Here is a 17,332-nt window from a genome sequence, read left to right on the forward strand (position 1 = left end):
GACCCGTTTTCGGCCTGTTCCCATTTTACCTTATTTTAGGAAAGCGTTATAGTAACGTGTCATAGCTACCGCAAAGTCACCGCGTGTATTTTTCACAGATGGGCCGAAGCTTGCTGTTACCTTTGGTTTCAGATCATAGAGACCCTGTGTTACAGCGAATTTTGCATTGAGGATATTCAGGTCGAGAGCCACCTGGACATAGCCTTTCAGGTGCTCAGGAACATCTGAAGCGTCCGATATTGCAATTCTTTCGTCATTATACTGGACAGTCAGCTGCCCATCGAATTCCTCTGCTTCCTTTTGCAGTCCTAATGATTGAACCAGTGAATATGCCAGCTCCGCGCGGGTCACGCCATCCTTTGGTGCGAATTTACCGTTTGCTTTCGGCAAGATAACCCCTTTCTGGATGTGCTGTTGATCGCGGAAGGAAGCACCCTTTGCTGTTGCGGCTTCGACAAATGGCAGGTCCGTATTTGAAACATCAGAGAAGCTCGGTGTTGCCGGCAATGACTGCTTAATCTCTGCGCCCATCACCAGGTATTTAGCCAGCTCTGCTCTTGTTAAAAGCGTATCAGGTTTGAAGGCTCCATTCGAGAAGCCGTCGAATAATCGTTCACTCACGCCCATTTTAATCGCATCTGCTGCCGGGTGTCCGGCAATATCGTTCAACCCGGAGAAACCGCTGACCCTTGTGAAGGCCATTTCACCTTTTACCGTTTCAGGCAAAGCCAGGCCAAGTGGATTGGCATCTGCGCCGCGTAGTCCGCGAATTTCAGCCTTCCATGCTCCTGGTTCAGGAGAAGTCACGGATACTGTGCGATCATAGTAGAGCGGGAACAGCAGGCTGACACCCGAGCTGTATTCTGTGCCATCCGGAGCGATCAGCACAAGGTTGATCGGATTGCCCGTTTGTTCCATGAGACCCGCACCGTCCACTTTTGCTACAAGGCTGGACATTCCTTCTTCGACTGTGAATTCATATTGATTATCAGAAATGAATGTCAACGGATTGTAGTCAACCGAAAACTCTTTGCGTTCCGTTGATGATTCAACATTGCTGTAAAATGTCTGCGTTGAATTCAGTGTAGAACCATAAGCAGTATCATTGAAGGCTTTATCAATTGCACCATAAGCATTCACGTAGCCTGCGCCGACTTCCCAGGTTTCATAGCCTGGCATATTCGTAGCGGTCTGCTCAAGGATCTGCTTGACCTCAGCAGGAGATAAGAATGGATTTGCCTCCAGCATTAACGCCACGATACCGGCAACATGCGGAGTCGCCATCGATGTACCACTCATTGTTGTGTAGTATGGAAGGTACGCCGTTTCGATTGTTTGCGCATCCTGGTCGGCAGACAAGCTTGATACTGGAGCAAGGACCCGAGTTGAAACGATATCTACTCCAGGCGCCGTCACGGTCGGTTCATCCTTCCATGTCCATTCCTTTCCGTCCATTGTAAATGTTCCGCCTACACCTTTCGTACCTCTTGAAGAAAAATCAGCCAGCGTTCCATCTTTGACTCCGGCAGCGACTGAAATAACCCATGGAGCTTTTGCATATGGGTTATGGGTGTTTTCCCCTGGACCTTCATTACCTGCCGCAAAAAGAACCGTAATTCCGCGGTCATGCGCCTTTTTGCTGGCAATATTGATAGGGTCGTTGGGATCGAAGTCTCCTGATGAACCCCATGAATTCGTGATGACGCGGATATTGTACTGTGACTGATGTGTAATTGCATAATCGAAGCCGCCGATGCCATCAAGGACGAACAACGCCGCTCCTGAGCCGTAGCCGATCAAGTCCGCACCTGGTGCAGCACCTTCATATTTTCCGCCAGACATCGCGCCAGTTCCGCCGACCGTGCCGGCTACGTGTGTACCATGGCCTGAATTTGTATCAGTGTTCGGCACGTTTTCCTGGTATGTGACCGGCAGCAAGCCTGGTGCAAGTGCATTCAAGTTTGTGGAGCCCATTACATTCTGGACAAGGTTTTTGCCAAGTTCATGGTCTTTATGAGTTCCGTCCACACCACTGTCGTTCACGACGACACCAATTCCTTTTCCTGAAACAGGCAGACCGCCATTTGCTTGACGGAAGCTGTCGTCTGTCCTGGCTTTATCGACGCCAGTGATGGCAGTGGCATCAGCATTGAAGTAAGTAAGTTTTCTGTTCATGTAAATCGATTGTACTTCCGGATTTGCCGCAAGTTTTTCAATTTGCGCTTTTGTCGCGATGACTCCGGCAATCGGCAGGGATTTCATGCTGATTCCCGTTTCGATGCCGAGCGTTTTTAACAGCGACAACTGGGTGTTCGTAGGTGCACCATCGCCTTTAAAAGTAACAATAACCTGCAGTGAGCTGGCAGTGTCGAGTGCCTTGCTGACAAGCGGATCAATGACCGCCAGGCTGCCCGCCTTCCCCTGGGGTACAGCAAATACAGGAAAAATGAGCAATAATGCTAGCAACAAATACGTAAAACGTTTCATGTTATTCTCCCCTCATTCTATAAAATTTTGAATATTCCTAACTTAATTATCATGAAATCCCTGCTGTAAAACTATTCTTCAAAGGTTATAAAATACTTTTCCGGAATGTCTATTCTTGCATCGTACAAAAGTTATAGATGGGTAGTGCTATTGGTTTTTGGGGGCTATAAATTTCCAAAATTAGGATGAATGTGCAATTATAAGGTTTTACCGTGCAATTATGGTCAAAGTTGGTGCAATAAATGCCCTTAACCGAGCGATTCAGATGAAGTTCCGTGCAATTAGCTCCGCTGAACAAGAGAATAATTTTTCCAGTTTGAAAATGCAGTGTTGAAAAAGGTAATTTTCTAGATTTGGAGTCCCTATTCCAGTCAGAAGAATACTATTCTGTCGATTTCGCGCTTAGTTCGTGAGTTTTCTCCTTAGCATTGTAAAAATTCCATCGCGGCGGAGTAAAAATCTCCCTTTCCGAAGCAAGGGAGATCAACTAATCGTCATTTTTTCTTCTTAAAAGCTGCATCGACCGATTTATAAGCGTTCACATAGCCAGCGCCGACTTCCCATACAGCGTAATCCGGCATTGATGTTGCTGTTTTTTCAAGAATTGACTTTACTTCAGAAGGCGACAGCAAAGGATTAGCTTCAAGCATCAAGGCGATGATGCCTGCGACATGCGGTGCGGCCATCGATGTTCCGCTCATTGTCGTGTAATACGGCAGATGCGCCGGTTCAATGTACTCAGCATCGGCAGTTGCACCAAGCGCCACGAGCGGGCTGATCACTCTCGTCGAGATGATGTCGACTCCCGGTGATGTTATTGTCGGCTGATCCACCCAATTCCATGTCTGACCATCGACTGTTACCGTTCCACCCCGTCCTTCTTCACCGCGAGAAGAGAAATCAGCCAGCTTTCCGGACTTATCTCCAGCTGCTACGGTAACGACCCAAGGAGCTTTTTTATAATTTCCGGAAATGGTTTTAGCGTCTGGACCTGAATTCCCTGCGGAAAAGACCGTTACGATTCCGCGGTCATACAATTTTTTTGTTGCGATATTAATAGGGTTATATGGATCAAAGTCAGTTCCGGCATCGCCAGTATCTCCCCAGGAATTCGTAATCACACGGATATTGTATTCTTGCTGATGGGTCAGCGCATAATCAAAACCGCCAATTGTATCAAGCATCGCAACCGCTGCGCCTGATCCATAGCCAATCAGGTTGGCGCCAGGAGCCACTCCTTCATATTTCCCGCCTGACATTTCGCCTGTTCCGCCAACAATACCAGCTACATGCGTACCATGTCCGGAGCTTGAATCGGTGTTCGGAACATTTTCAACATAAGTTACTGGCAGCAAGGCAGCATCAAGCGCATTCAAGTTTGTCGAGCCCAATACATTTTGGACAAGATGGCTGCCAAACTCCAGGTCACGATGCGTCCCGTCAACACCGCTGTCATTGATGACGACGCCAATCCCCTTGCCAGTAACCGGCAAGCCGCCATTCAGCTTTCTCATCGTGTCATCTGTTCGAACCTGATCTACACCAGTGATATCTGTAGCTTCCGCATTTTCGTATTTCAGTTTTTTATTAAGATAAATAGAAACGACCTGATCACTTTGTGCAAGCTTATCAATCTGTGATTTTGTCGCGAGAATTCCTGCGATTGGCAGGCTGTTCAATGTCAAACCCTTCGTAATCCCAACCTTCTCCAGAAGATCTACCTGTTCAGGCAAAACACCCTCATCACTTTTAAAAGTAACGATTGCCTCAACTGGGGCGATGGCTGTCAAAAGCGTTTTCGTCAGCTCAGAATCGACCACAGCTTTGACTGGCTCGACTGCCTTAGTCGTCGTTCCGGGAACGATCGAAGCAAAGAGCGTCCCGGCCATGAGAATAAATGATAAAAATGCAGCTTTAAACTTCATTAAATTTTTCAGCTCCTTAGTTATTTTTCTTAATATTCCCACAATATTTACACGAAAACCATTCTGCATAGTATTTAAAAAATAATATCCTCTGTACTAATCTTCGGTACTACTAAAGTAGTACCGAAGATTAGTCTGATAATGGATGTTGTGATTTTCCTCTTAGCATTCTACTTTGATTGAAATTAATAGGAGTGGCTTATCCTTTAAATTCACCCTACGCATTTTACAAAAAAATGTAAAAAGTAGTGATTGTGGTTGTTTTCGTAGTGATTATGGGAAATTTCGTAGTGATTATCTTGTTTTTCGGGGTGATTATCGCGATTTTCGTAGTGATTCTGACCATTTTCGTAGTGATTAATCTTCTAGATTAATTCCTGATCAGACACGTCGGCTCTCGAACAGGTTTTTCTCCTCAAATCGGCTAGTAGATTGTCAAAAAATGCGGAATTCATCTCAAAGTACAAATTAATGAAACATTTTTGCATAGACTGGCGCAGATTATCGCAAAATTCGGGAGTGACACAAAATTCTGCAGGGCACGAAATCGTGTCAATAATCCCTGCATCCTACATAACATAAAAGAGCCCTCGTCATGAGGACTCTCTTTATGCCCCGCTTGATGTCGGCGGGATTGGTACGAGCTGGTGCTGGACGGCGTGGATGACGACCTGGGAGCGGCTTTTGACGTTCAGCTTTTTGAAGATTTTACTGACGTGGATTTTGACGGTTTTGTCGCTGATGAACAGTCGGTCGGCGATTTCTTTGTTACTGAGACCTTCAACGAGGCAGAGCAGCACTTCCTTTTCGCGCTCGGTTAGGGTTGTGTCCTCTTGCTGTGTTTGTTTTTGCTGGTGGAAGGCGAGCAGCTTTCTCGTCATCGACGGATGGATTACCGACTCGCCACGGGCGACGGTGCGGATTGCCTCGACAACCTGGTCGGAAGGCGCGTCTTTTAATAAATAGCCGTCCGCTCCTTCACGGATGGCCGACATGAAATATTCCTCGTGGCTGTGCATTGTCAGTATCAACACTTTTATATGCGGGTATTTCTTTTTCAGAATACCAGTGACTTCAACACCATTTTTCATGGGCATGTTGATATCCATTAAAATCATGTCCGGCTTGCAGCTTTCCACCTTCAACAGTGCTTCGTCGCCGGATACGGCCTCGCCGACGACTTCGATATCTTCTTCAACTGATATAATATTCCGCAGTCCGTCGCGGAGCACGGCATGGTCATCCACTAGCATGAGCCTGATCATTCGTGGTTTCCCCCTCGATTCCCATTCTAGGAACGGTGATGCTGACTTCCGTTCCTGAACCTTCCTTGCTGTCGATCTGCAAGGAAGCGTTTATTTTTTCAGCGGCATCGTTCATTTGCAAGATGCCGAAATGCGGCTGGTTTCTGGCCTTCAGCATTGCCTGGAACAGCGAGAACCCTTTTCCTTCATCCTTGATTTTCAACAGTATATGCTCAGTTTGATAGCTTAAGAGAACTTCAACCCTCGTTGCCTGCGAATGCTTGATGGCGTTGTGAAGGCTTTCCTGGAAAGTGTCGAACAGGACTTTTTCGACCATCGGGCTGAGCTCCTGCTCCTGGCCCCTGATTTCGAATTCAATGTCCTGCTGGTATTCCTTCTGGACCGCTTCGATTTTTCTTAAAATCGCTTCAGCCAGTGTCGCTTTTTGAGTCGGATACGGGCGCAAGGCATAAATTGATTCACGCACTTCCTTCAGGCTCTCCCTCAAGCCAATGACACTCTCGTCAACTAGCTTCCTTGTTTCTTCAGGGTTCTTAGTAAACTTCTTTCCCGCCGTTTCCAGCTTCATGACCGCCCCGGCAAGTGTCTGGGCGACTCCGTCATGGATGTCACGGGCGATGCGGTTCCTCTCTTCAAGGACAATCACCTTTTCTTTTTCGGTAAAAAGCATCCGCGTCTTGATGATGACGGCCAGCTGGTTGGCAAGTGTCGCAATCGATTGGACATCGTGGTCCTCAAAGCTTTTCGTCCTGCTTCTGGCAATGATGAACATCCCGATTGTTTCGTTCTCGATGACAAGCGGCGAGTAGACGAACGCCTTCACATCTTCCTCAAAACAGGCAGCTGCAACACCGCCATCCTTTTTGCGATCATTAAAAACCACTGGGCTGCGCATTCCATCAAATTCAGCTAACGCCTCTGGCGGCAACTCGCAATTCGATATTGTCCTGCCATCTTTAAAGCTAAGCTCCCATTCGCCATCTTTTTTGATCCATAATAAACTTGCCTCTGCACCAATCAATTCATTGAAGCTCCCTCGTAAAGCCGAAAGCCAGTCCTGTGAAGGGAGCATCTGATTCAACTCGGAAGTGATCGAAAAAAGAAGCTTCAAACGGTTCTTCTCTCTTTTCAGCCTGGCAATCGTCGCGCTCAAAAGGGAAATCCCGACTAGCGGCGAGAAAAAGAAAAAGTATGCAAAGACATCGATTTCGCCGCGATTTTGGCTGCCAACGACATAAAGGGTAATCCCGTAAATCAACGAAATACCTGCACTATTCAGTTCCGTGAGACTCTTTTGCTTCCACATTTTAAAAGAATAATGCTGCGGCCTGATTACGAGAACAAGGTCGACAATCACGTTGTTGACCAAAACATAGACAGCCAACAGGAAAATGTAACCTAACATCCCCTCTATGATCGGAGTGAGTGCCAGTTTTTCCAAGAGAGGTTCCATTAGAGGAAGTGCCATTGCAGCAACATAAAAACTGATCACGAGCTGGGCGGGGTTGAACAATACTGTCCTGAGCGGCCTTCTATGGACGAGGTTCACAATCAGGACTGCGCCAGCATAAGCGATTGCAGTGTACGGAAATCCATACAGCAAAAATAAAACATAGACCACCGGGAATGTGATCGCTGTATGCCCTCTCCAAACTGGCATCGGGTAGTACTCGCTAATAAGCAGGAATAAAAATAATAGTGCTAAAACAACCGGTTCGCCGGGAGGTTCCAATTTTACAAGAGAGAGAAGGATGAGCAGCCAGCCAATCAATGATACCGAGTTCATGAACAACTTTGCAGACTTTTCCCTTCTTTGTGAAAGGGCCTTTTCCATACAACGCACCTCCTTCGAGTTTAGAATTTTCAGTTAATTTATTTTATCGCGGGAGTATCCAAAACACAAATAAAACCCACTCACTGGCCGAATGGGAATACCACTAGCCAATGAATGGGCCAAACTCCCGAAGAGTTTTGTTGAACACTATTATGGCAAAATTATTGCCTGAAGACTATTCATCCAACGGGGTATTTTAATAGTACGAAAGTGTTATAGCGAATCGCTATTCCTATATCCCCTTATTGTTCCTGACCATTTCCTTTTGTTTGAAAAAGTCACTCAAAGCCTTATTGATCATCGCTACGCTCAGCGCAGTCAACGCGAAAAACAGAATCGGCACATAAACGATCCACTCATGAGCAAGCATGAAACGCTTGTTAATACCAATCAACCCTGACCACTCATGTGTGACCGATGAGGGTGGTCCCTCACCCGTAATCGTTCCTCCAAAGAGGATGAGCAAGACGCCAAGGTGCACGAGCAGTGCGAGCACCTGCAAAAACTGCTGGCCGAACATCAAGATCCATTCTTCATACAATTGCGGAAGGACATGCTTGAAATAGATATGGCGCTTGCTCCCGCCAAGTGTAATCGCCGATTTAATGAATTCTTCCTTCCAAACCCTGCGCTTCTTCTCGATAAGCTGGACGGTCAATGCCGGCAGCGCAATCAGGACTAGAATGATGAACTCATAGACCACCCTGATCCATAAAGGATGATGGAAGCCGTGGATTGTATACATGACGACCGAAACGAGCAGGAAGTAGGCAATCAATGTCTGCGGGAAAAAGGATAATGGCTCCGAAACCGTTTTTATCAAATTGAAGATCCGGTCCGGCACCCTGAATAGAAAATAACTCAAGACAATTGATAAAATCATCCTTAAAAAAGCGACGACCAGGACGATGCCAATTGAATATTTTGCCCCTTCAATCACGGTGTGGAGCATATCATAGCCATACATATCCGAGCCAAACAGAAAAACATCAAACGGCGGATATGGCGGCGCTTTTTCCAGGGTTCCTTCTTCATTATAGATGAACTGGACTTGTCTGATTTTGCCTTCATTCACAACGGTATTCAAAATACTCAGTGTCAGCAGGATTGTCAGAAAGGATACCCCAAATATGAATTTTTTCGTTTTCAGCAATCTGATCATATTGATAACCTTCTAAAATCTATTAGTCTATAAATCAGGAAAAATGGCGTAAAGAACAGAATACAGCTAAACACGAACAGCTCGACGGAAACATACTTGATATTGAACAGCATCAAACCATTCAGATTAAATATGTATTCGACCATAACGAGTGTTGAGAGCATCATCCACACAATCGTCTTGAAGTGCCCTTTCAAATCCTCGCTGATATTGCGGACCACGTGGACATTCAGCATGTAAAAAAAGGACAGCCCTTTTGCTTTGGCTAATAGTATGTACTGCTTATCCAGCTCTTCAAAGATTTTAAGGACGATAATCTGCGTCAAAAAAAGAGAAATTGGCAGGCTCAAACTGATGAGTGGAAGCAGGACAGCCTGGTTATCGCTACCGAGCGAGGTCGTCTGGACGAATTTCACCCCGAAGGTTTTAAATACCCAAATCACAGCCGCCTGCAGCAGGAACATCCATAGCACATCAGGGATGGAACGAATGATTTCTATGAAGCTTAGAATATAGTCCTTTTTCTTTTCAAAAAAGAGCACGACCAAGTAGGATAGCAGGAACGCCATCGCTGTTGCCACAAACATTGCCATGCCCAATGTCTTCATCGAATAGAAAAATCGGCCCATCACCGCCGGCAGCATCTCATGCTTTCCATCGTAAGTTAGATTACTTAAGGTGAAAATCTTAAAAGCCAATTCCCTTATACTGTGAAAATAACCCTCCGTATCAAACGTCAAATCCCTCAAAAGGACTGGCAGGCTCCCGATGGTTATAAACAGGAGCACACCTGCTATGTACTGCAAAATAACGGTGATGACCCGAATTGCACTTTTTATCACCATGACAAATCTCCTCAACTCTACCCTTAGTCCTTAAAATTATAATTGAGTTTTTTGATTGTTTCCAGTTTTTTCATAACGGGTACATAAGTGATAGAACACAATAATCATCGTCTGCGAAAGCAGGTAGATTGGAAACGACCAATACATCTTATAGCCTTTGTCAAAATGAAACAGGCCGCTCTTGAGACCAACCCATTCCAGCAGCATCGAGAACGCCGACCATAACAGGATATAGGGAATGATTTTAAGCCCGCGAATGTTCCATTTTACATAAAAATAAAGAAAGAAATACCCATATGGTCCATACATGATATAGCTCAGGAAATCGATGAACTGATAGGATGAGTTGTCGTTGACATCATAATAATCCCAGGGCCTGATCGAAAGGGTGTGGTCGTAAAACAGGCCTATGTAGATTCCGAAAATGTAATAACCGACACTCTCCAGCTTGCTGAAAATTTTTGGAGCGAACCAAATAGCCAGGTTCATGACGATGATGCTGATGACCACAAACCATTCATTTTCATTGAACGCAGTATCATAAACTTTCATTTTGACGATTCTCCAATGTCTGTATAAAAGATACCAGCCTCAAAACGCCTAATGCCGAGAGCAGGAAGCCGGCATTCAATAAAATCGTATAGAAAAAGTTCCACTTAACATAAGTGAGGATTTGGAATTGTAAAGCCAGCCCATGCATGGCAAGCATGATTGCCAATGAAATCAAGAAGGCCTCTATTTTATAAAATAGCGATTTTGCTTGCACATAATAATTAGCAAAAAGCACCGTGACCATCGGTGTCAGCACGTCCCGGCATAGAATCAAGCAAACAAACAGCCAATCATCCTCAGTTATATTAAAAAGATGCCATTCCAACGCAAAAACCGTCACGCATTGGCGCGTGATGATCGCAACCACCATGAAAACCAGAGCGTTTTGCAAAAAGTTCAGCGGTTTTTGCACATGATAAGCGAAATGCAGAAGTAAAATGGTAATCGTTATATAAATTGAAAGAGCCATAAGAACATCCCTTAAATAAAGTTTCACACCACTTACTTTGTCCATCTTCAAGCGAACTAACCATTTTAATCAAAATAAGCATACAGCCGGAACTGTATGCTTTTGTTCAATAATTATTGGCGCAGGCGGACATATTTTCTTTTGCAGTTTGTGGATGGCAGTGCGATTCAGGATCTGGCGCTTTTTCGAGTGCCATCCATTTACCGCGCTTGAACTGGATAGCAAGGACCACGGCACGGAAGGCAATGTCAGCGCCAATGGCAATCCAGACTCCCGCAAGGCCCCAGCCCAGCTTGATTCCAAGGACATAGACAAGGACAGTCCGTACAGCCCACATCCCGAATCCCGTCAGGTACATCGGAAACTTGGTGTTGTTCGCACCCTGGAATGCGCCTGTCAGCACCATCAATACGGCTAAGAATGGCTGGAAAACCCCTGAGATTTTCAGTGCTGTACCGATATTGTTAACAACTTGTGGATCTTCTGTAAAAAAGCTGCCGGCCCAGTCGCCGAGGAAAAACAGAAGAGCACCTAGCACCGTCATCGAACCGACTGTTAGATAAGTGGATAATCTGGCATAGTGCTTTGCCTCATCCAGGTTACCGGCTCCGATTTGCTGGCCAACAAGGATGGTTGCAGCTGTGGCGAAGCCGTAGCCAATCATGTAAGAAAATACTTCAATGTTGCCAGCAATCTGATGGGCGGCAAACGCATTCGTCCCGAGGGCAACCACGAAACCAAAGTAGACGATTTGCCCCGCTCGCATGACCAGCCTTTCCCCTGCTGCAGGAGCTCCCAGTGTTGTCAGCTCCTTCAAATGAGTCTTGTCAATACTCCAGTAATCATTGCGGAAGGTAAGCGTTTCTTTACGATTCACATAGTAAAACAATGCAATGCTCCCGATCAGCCGTGAGAATACCGTTGCCAATGCGGCTCCGACAATGCCCATTTCCGGTATAAACAAGAACCCAAAGATGAGAACGTAATCCAAAACAGCATTGATAATATTGATGACAATACTGACCTTCATCGGAGATTTTGTGTCGCCTGCCCCCCGCAGGATTGCGCTTAAAACAAACATAAAGCTCATCACAATAGACGGAATCCCGACAATCCTGAAATAGAGGGCCCCTGCTTCGAGCACTTCCGCTTCTATACCCATAAGTTTTAGGAGCGGTTCCGCAAAAATCAATGTAATGATTCCTGTTAAAACACCAAAAATTGCAGCGAGGACAATGGATTGCTGTGAAATATGCCGGGCTTTTTCCGGCAGGTTCGCACCAAGGAAGTTCGCAATCCTTACATTGGCCGCTACCCCAATGGCCATGAACAAAGCAAAATAAATAGCGAGAACTGCATTGGTTACACCTACCGCTGAGACTTCGGCTAACCCAATTTTTGAAACAAAGTAGGTGTCAACAAAACCGAGGATTGTCTGGAAGAAGTTTTCGATAACTGCCGGTACAGCCAGCACTGTAATAATCTTAAGCCGTCCTCTATTCGTTTGCGGCATGCTTACTTTGCCCTCAATGACTTTATCCTTCAACACATCCAACCTCCTTTACTGGGTAACTAAAACAAAAGCACACCATTACAGTGTGCAATTGTTTTTTAGTATGGCTTACTCCTGGACCTCTATGACAAAAGGAACCGTATAGAGCTTACCTTTATACTTGAACTGTCCCCAAATCTTGTATAACCCTTTGCGAGGGAAACTTGTCATATACTCTACTTTTGGTCCTTTCGTGTTCTCGTCTGCTGGATGGACATGAAGGAATTCTTCCATATCCTCGCTAACGATCACCACATGCCCCGCAGATCCAAGATAAGGCTCGAGTTCAGTAACAGGTTCGCCTGCCTGATCGCTTAGCGTGAAAATCAGCTTTATCTGTTCATCCACCCTGGCTTCTGGAAGGATCAGTTCGATATCAAGGTCATCTACATTTTTTTTCAAAACCTTGTCGGCATTAACCACTTCATTGGACTCCTGCCCAGTAACCACAAGCTCATGTGATGCGAGCTGCTGATTCGCTCCTTCCGGCAGGAAATCGGCATATAATTTATACCTCCCTGCTTTCGGGAAAGTCGTTTTGATCTGGAACCTGCCCTTGCCAAGGTAATCGGGGTGGAGATGCTGGAACACAGATAAATCCCTTTTAATAGCCAGAAGGTGCATTTCTTTTTCATGGACAGCAGAAAATACTTCGACAGCCTTGCCGGAAGCATCTGTGATATCAAGGTATATGTCTGTTTCCTGGTTGCTTTTAATCGTTTCTGGGTTTGATGTCCACTCCACCTTGATTTTTGCAGAATTCAACTCACCTGAAAGCTGCCCATTACCGTGATGGCCGGCGTGGCCAGCATGGGGCATGTTGTGGTGCTGATTATGTGCACCAGTGTCATGTGCAGTATCTCCGGCATCGCTGCTTACTCCTGTTAAGTTTTCATGCTCTGAGTGGCTGTGATGGCTATTGCCATGTTCCGGTTCACGATTCATCTTTTCAACCTCCGATCTGTACAGTTATTCTTCCATCATATGGCTGAAATGATTCACTACTTTCTTTTGTTCATCCGGCGTGCCAAGAGGCGTTACGTCCGCTTCATTTTCCTTAAGGAATTCAGTGATCATGTTCAGCAGCTGCACTTGCTGCAGGGCCATGTCAATATGTGTTTGCTTGACCTTTGGGTCCTTCATTTTCAATGCTGAAACAAAGTTATCCTTAGCCATCGCCTCTGTTGAAGCCTTGATCTCCATAGCAATGTGCCTGTCCATTTTTTGAGATCCCCGTGTAGTCGTTTCTAATTCGTCTTGCGGCACTTCATCGAAACCAGGCAGCTTCGCAAAGTCATTTTTATCAGGCTCAAGCATGTCCATCATGATGCGGACATGGCTTCTCATGATCCCAACTTTCTTGTTAAGCAACTCGAGCAATTTTTCATCTTTAGCTTCTTTTGCCAAAAGCTTCACCTTCATGATCATGCCGTCATGCGCTGGCAAATGTGTCGTAATCAATCCTAAATCTGATGCTGGGAGTAACATAATAATAATCCTCCTTCATTTTTTAAGTTTCAAATTACCTCTACCACTTGCAACAACGGTTAAACTCCACAAAAAATGCATATTCAGCTGATAAGGTGTCTATTGTTTGCAATTGAAAAATGACGCTTATAAAATACAGGCTAAGGTATATAGGATGTTACCACGGCATGTTGTGAAAAATAGAAAAAACACCAGAGGAGGACCAAAAGTGAAAAAGGTTGGAATTGCAGCAATAATCATTCTCGTTTTAATCATAAGCGGCGGATGGTTTTTCATGAGGATGATGGGCGGAGGCATGGGAGGGAATATGCCCGGCCAAGGCGGAGGGATGGTGAACGGCGGAGGCATGGGCAATGGCGGCATGATGGGCGGAGGCTCCGGTCAGGTTGAGGAAATGAAAAATGACTCTTTTGCCGGGGAAGAAAAACCCCTTCCCATCCCGCCGATTCTTGAAGATGAAAATCCCGATCCTGGCAAGGCAGAATTCACTCTTGCTGCCCAAAAAGGATCTATGGAATTTTTAGAAGGCAAAGCAACAGACACATTCGGGTACAATGGGGACTATTTAGGACCTGTCATTCGGGTGAAGAAGGGTGACGATGTTTCCGTTAAGGTGAAAAATGAGCTAGATGAAGCTACAACGCTTCACTGGCACGGTCTTGAAGTGGATGGCGAGGATGATGGCGGCCCGCATAGTGGAATCCAGCCAGGTACTAACTGGAATCCAGAATTCACGATTGAACAAAACGCTGCAACCTTATGGTACCACCCCCACCTGCTCCATGAAACCGGTGAACATGTTTATAAGGGACTTGCTGGTTTATTTTTAATCGATGATGAAGAAAGCGAGAAGCTTGATCTTCCAGATGAATATGGCGTCAATGATATTCCGCTGATCGTCCAGGACAAGCAGCTCGATGAAAATGGACAGTTTGAATATGATTTAAGCATGCACGATGTGATGATGGGACTTCAGGGAGACACACTCATGGTTAATGGAGCCATCAACCCGTATGTTAAGGTCCCAAAAGGCAAGGTCCGCTTCCGGCTGCTGAATGGGTCCAATGCGCGAATCTATCAATTCGGTTTAAGCAATGGGCAGGAATTTTACCAGATTGGTACAGATGGCGGCCTGCTTGAAAAACCGGTAAAAATGGATAGCCTGGTGTTGAGTTCGGCGGAGCGGGCCGAATTGATTGTTGATTTTTCCGATTTTGACGAGGGCGAAAGTGTTGAACTTACTGACCAGGGGATGCCCTTCATGAAGTTTGTAGTAAATGGCGAGGAAAAAGGACCAAAAGAGCTTCCTACCCAATTGGTTGATATTCCGGAAGTGGATGAATCAATGGCTGCTAGGACAAGAGAGTTTGTCATGTCGGGGATGGGGCGAAATGTCACCATCAATGGCAAACAGATGGACATGGACCGGATAGACGAACAACTTAAACTCCATGATACAGAGATTTGGGAGATTTCGAACGAAGGCATGGGCATGATGGGCAATAACATGGGAATGGCACATCCATTCCACGGCCACGGCACCCAGTTCCTGATCCTCGACCGGGACGGCAATCCCCCGCCTGCGAACGAACGCGGCTGGAAAGATACGATTTTAGTCGCACCAGGTGAAAAAGTGCGAGCAATCGCAACATTTGATCATAAAGGATTGTTCATGTACCACTGCCACATACTAGAGCATGAAGATGCCGGAATGATGGGACAGTTTAATGTGGAATAAATCCGACTTCGGACAAAATCTTAAGGAAATGATGGGACTTTGTCTGAACATGGTATGACTTCGGACAAAATCCAGAGAATAGACGAAACTCTGGTCTGAAATCGTATTTAAACTCCGGTTTTTGCAACCGGAGTTTTTTTCAATGAAAAAAGCATAGGCTCTGGCCTATGCTAATTTTTATGCTACTATGACCTAATTTAATTGATCAATTAACGTGTCTTTTCCGAAGCGATTAATGAATTTGTGCATTTGCTCCCGCTTTTTCCCGTGTTCACTATAGATTTCGAGCAGTCTGTCAACCTTCTGATACAGTTCGTCCGGAGTAAGCTGTTCGAACAGCAAGCTGCCAGCCGTGGCGTCCTGGCCCTTCGACTTTCCTCCTGCATATAAGCTGTAGCCGTCTTTCACTTTCATAATGCCGATGTCGTTGACCAGCGGCTCGCCGCAGCCGACCGGGCAGCCGGTATAGGCTGGTTTCAGGGTGAACGGAACAGGTTTGCCGGCAATCCTTTTGTTGAGTTCGATTGCAACCGGCATCCCTTCCTCCTCGGCTCCTTTGCAGAAATTGCATGTGCGCAGGCTTTTTACAAAGCTCCCAACTGGATAACAGCTTAGCCCGGCCTGTTCAAACTCAGCTACCGCCTCATCTTTTCGACTTTCCGGAATTTCAATATACAGCTGCTGGAATGTTGTCAGCTCCAGCTCCTGATCATCTTCCAGATATTTCGCCAGAACGATTAGTTGTTTGGCATTCAGCTTTGCTCCAAAATTTATGCCGCCATTAACGGCTAGCTTTATTGTCTTTTCTGTTGCTTCCACTTACATTCCTTCCTCCTTCACCGTTTACTTCGGATCAATTTATAACCATCATACCGTGAAAAAGTTGAGAATGTGTGAATTTTTCGAAATAAAAATACAGTTAGTCCATCACCGTGATTCCATTAGGTATTTCCCCGACGTTAATTGTCTTTACTTGCTTGCTGTCAAGATCAATGATGCTGACCGTGTTATCAAACATATTGGTTACATAGGCGAATTTCCCGTCACTTCCTACCGTTACACCATGAGCCCCATTCCCTGTCATGATTTCACCGACAACCTCCTTGGTCTCAAGATCAACGATTGACATTGAATTTGAAGGTGATTCCTTGCTACCTTGGTTTGCGACATATGCATATTTATCGTCCGGTCCAATATATACCTGCGCCGGGCCTGTGCCAACTTCTACCTTGACCAATTGCTTCGTTTCCAGGTCCACTATCGCAAGTGCGTTTTCTGAGAAGAGGGTTACCGCGAGGGTCTTCCCGTCCTTAGTCACTCCTGTTGTGACAGGTGTATTGCCTGTTTTGATACTTTCTTCTTCAAATGTTTCCAGATTAATCGCACTGACCGTATCCTCACCCATATTGGCGATATAGGCAAATTTGCTGTCCGCCGAAATCCTGAATCCATGGGGGCCATTGCCTGTTGAAATCGTTTTGACAACTTCATAGGTAGAGGCGTCAATGACCGAAACTGTGTCATCTTCGTTGTTTGTTGCCAATACGTATTTTCCATCCCCTGAATACACAACATGCGCGGGATGGCTCCCTACTTCTACTTCTTTTAAAAGTTCATTTGTATAGGCATCATAGAATAATACTTTTCCAGGTGATTTGTCTCCATGACCGCTGTGTCCGCCCTCTGTGTGCGGAACTAGAGTTGCCGCAACAACTTTGCCGTCAGGTGATAGCTGGATATTATGCACCACGCCATCAGCCGTGATTGTATCAGTCACTTTATTGTTCTTTACATTGACCTTACTGATTGTCCCGCCCTCATTCGCGGTAAAATAGTATTTTTCTATTACTTGTTCCTGTTTAACCGGCTTTTCTTCTGCCTTTTCTTCCACCTTAGAAGTAGGATCCGAACCACATCCCGCAAGCACTATTCCAACAGACAATACAGCACTGATTATTTTTACATTTAAACGACTCATCCTGAGCCCTCCTTTTTGAAATCTACCATCATGATAA

The 17,332-nt window shown here is 45.5% G+C and carries 14 protein-coding genes; 1 reads left to right on the forward strand and 13 read right to left on the reverse strand.

Features of this window, described 5'->3' with window-relative positions:
• Positions 1–30 precede the first annotated feature (30 nt).
• The 11 genes from CD004_RS19860 to CD004_RS19910 all read right to left on the reverse strand — a co-directional run bounded on the left by CD004_RS19860 (position 31) and on the right by CD004_RS19910 (position 13,579).
• Entirely contained in the window at positions 31–2,487 is a 2,457-nt protein-coding gene (locus CD004_RS19860; RefSeq protein WP_102264332.1) for a S8 family serine peptidase, read from the reverse strand.
• A gap of 494 nt (positions 2,488–2,981) precedes the next feature.
• Positions 2,982–4,412, reverse strand: coding sequence for a S8 family serine peptidase (locus CD004_RS19865; protein WP_102264333.1), 1,431 nt, complete (start codon positions 4,410–4,412; stop codon positions 2,982–2,984).
• A 608-nt stretch (positions 4,413–5,020) separates the two neighbouring features.
• Positions 5,021–5,677, reverse strand: coding sequence for a response regulator (locus CD004_RS19870; RefSeq protein ID WP_102264334.1), 657 nt, complete (start codon positions 5,675–5,677; stop codon positions 5,021–5,023).
• Entirely contained in the window at positions 5,652–7,511 is a 1,860-nt protein-coding gene (locus CD004_RS19875) for a GAF domain-containing sensor histidine kinase (RefSeq protein WP_102264335.1), read from the reverse strand. Before CD004_RS19875 ends, CD004_RS19870 begins: the two co-directional genes overlap by 26 nt.
• 232 nt (positions 7,512–7,743) lie before the next feature.
• Positions 7,744–8,673 carry a peptide ABC transporter permease gene (locus CD004_RS19880; protein ID WP_102264336.1) on the reverse strand — a complete coding sequence of 310 codons (930 nt, stop codon included), beginning with the start codon at positions 8,671–8,673 and terminating at the stop codon, positions 7,744–7,746.
• A complete protein-coding gene (locus tag CD004_RS19885) occupies positions 8,670–9,518 on the reverse strand; it encodes an ABC transporter permease subunit (RefSeq protein ID WP_102264337.1) in 849 nt (282 codons plus the stop codon). The genes CD004_RS19880 and CD004_RS19885 overlap by 4 nt, the downstream gene beginning before the upstream one ends.
• Before the next feature lie 36 nt (positions 9,519–9,554).
• Positions 9,555–10,070: a hypothetical protein gene (locus CD004_RS19890; RefSeq protein WP_102264338.1), complete on the reverse strand. Its 516-nt coding sequence runs from the start codon at positions 10,068–10,070 to the stop codon at positions 9,555–9,557.
• Entirely contained in the window at positions 10,057–10,539 is a 483-nt protein-coding gene (locus tag CD004_RS19895) for a hypothetical protein (RefSeq protein ID WP_102264339.1), read from the reverse strand. The genes CD004_RS19890 and CD004_RS19895 overlap by 14 nt, the downstream gene beginning before the upstream one ends.
• A gap of 106 nt (positions 10,540–10,645) precedes the next feature.
• The gene (locus tag CD004_RS19900) at positions 10,646–12,052 is read right to left on the reverse strand and encodes an MATE family efflux transporter (RefSeq protein ID WP_404809868.1); all 1,407 of its coding nucleotides are present in this window, start codon (positions 12,050–12,052) and stop codon (positions 10,646–10,648) included.
• A 108-nt stretch (positions 12,053–12,160) separates the two neighbouring features.
• Positions 12,161–13,036, reverse strand: coding sequence for a hypothetical protein (locus CD004_RS19905; RefSeq protein WP_102264340.1), 876 nt, complete (start codon positions 13,034–13,036; stop codon positions 12,161–12,163).
• A 24-nt stretch (positions 13,037–13,060) separates the two neighbouring features.
• On the reverse strand, positions 13,061–13,579 hold the full coding sequence (locus CD004_RS19910; protein ID WP_102264341.1) for a hypothetical protein: 519 nt from the start codon (positions 13,577–13,579) through the stop codon (positions 13,061–13,063).
• 208 nt (positions 13,580–13,787) lie between these two features.
• Here CD004_RS19910 and CD004_RS19915 point away from each other — a divergent pair, with 208 nt between their 5' ends.
• Entirely contained in the window at positions 13,788–15,317 is a 1,530-nt protein-coding gene (locus CD004_RS19915) for a multicopper oxidase family protein (protein ID WP_233434895.1), read from the forward strand.
• 192 nt (positions 15,318–15,509) lie between these two features.
• Here CD004_RS19915 and CD004_RS19920 read toward each other — a convergent pair whose 3' ends face one another.
• Together CD004_RS19920 and CD004_RS19925 are read right to left on the reverse strand one after the other, a co-directional pair.
• Positions 15,510–16,136 carry an NAD(P)/FAD-dependent oxidoreductase gene (locus CD004_RS19920; RefSeq protein ID WP_102264342.1) on the reverse strand — a complete coding sequence of 209 codons (627 nt, stop codon included), beginning with the start codon at positions 16,134–16,136 and terminating at the stop codon, positions 15,510–15,512.
• 100 nt (positions 16,137–16,236) lie between these two features.
• Entirely contained in the window at positions 16,237–17,295 is a 1,059-nt protein-coding gene (locus tag CD004_RS19925; RefSeq protein WP_102264343.1) for a YncE family protein, read from the reverse strand.
• Between the last annotated feature and the right edge of the window lie 37 nt (positions 17,296–17,332).

The organism is Mesobacillus jeotgali (genome assembly GCF_002874535.1).
In the GTDB taxonomy this organism is placed as follows: domain Bacteria; phylum Bacillota; class Bacilli; order Bacillales; family Cytobacillaceae; genus Mesobacillus; species Mesobacillus jeotgali.

Excerpts from the sequence above, each read along its gene's own strand:
- CD004_RS19860 (WP_102264332.1), bottom strand. The coding sequence starts at position 2,487 with ATGAAACGTTTTACGTATTTGTTGCTAGCATTATTGCTCATTTTTCCT.
- CD004_RS19865 (WP_102264333.1), bottom strand. The coding sequence starts at position 4,412 with ATGAAGTTTAAAGCTGCATTTTTATCATTTATTCTCATGGCCGGGACG.
- CD004_RS19870 (WP_102264334.1), bottom strand. The coding sequence starts at position 5,677 with ATGATCAGGCTCATGCTAGTGGATGACCATGCCGTGCTCCGCGACGGA.
- CD004_RS19875 (WP_102264335.1), bottom strand. The coding sequence starts at position 7,511 with ATGGAAAAGGCCCTTTCACAAAGAAGGGAAAAGTCTGCAAAGTTGTTC.
- CD004_RS19880 (WP_102264336.1), bottom strand. The coding sequence starts at position 8,673 with ATGATCAGATTGCTGAAAACGAAAAAATTCATATTTGGGGTATCCTTT.
- CD004_RS19885 (WP_102264337.1), bottom strand. The coding sequence starts at position 9,518 with ATGGTGATAAAAAGTGCAATTCGGGTCATCACCGTTATTTTGCAGTAC.
- CD004_RS19890 (WP_102264338.1), bottom strand. The coding sequence starts at position 10,070 with ATGAAAGTTTATGATACTGCGTTCAATGAAAATGAATGGTTTGTGGTC.
- CD004_RS19895 (WP_102264339.1), bottom strand. The coding sequence starts at position 10,539 with ATGGCTCTTTCAATTTATATAACGATTACCATTTTACTTCTGCATTTC.
- CD004_RS19900 (WP_404809868.1), bottom strand. The coding sequence starts at position 12,052 with ATGCCGCAAACGAATAGAGGACGGCTTAAGATTATTACAGTGCTGGCT.
- CD004_RS19905 (WP_102264340.1), bottom strand. The coding sequence starts at position 13,036 with ATGAATCGTGAACCGGAACATGGCAATAGCCATCACAGCCACTCAGAG.
- CD004_RS19910 (WP_102264341.1), bottom strand. The coding sequence starts at position 13,579 with ATGTTACTCCCAGCATCAGATTTAGGATTGATTACGACACATTTGCCA.
- CD004_RS19925 (WP_102264343.1), bottom strand. The coding sequence starts at position 17,295 with ATGAGTCGTTTAAATGTAAAAATAATCAGTGCTGTATTGTCTGTTGGA.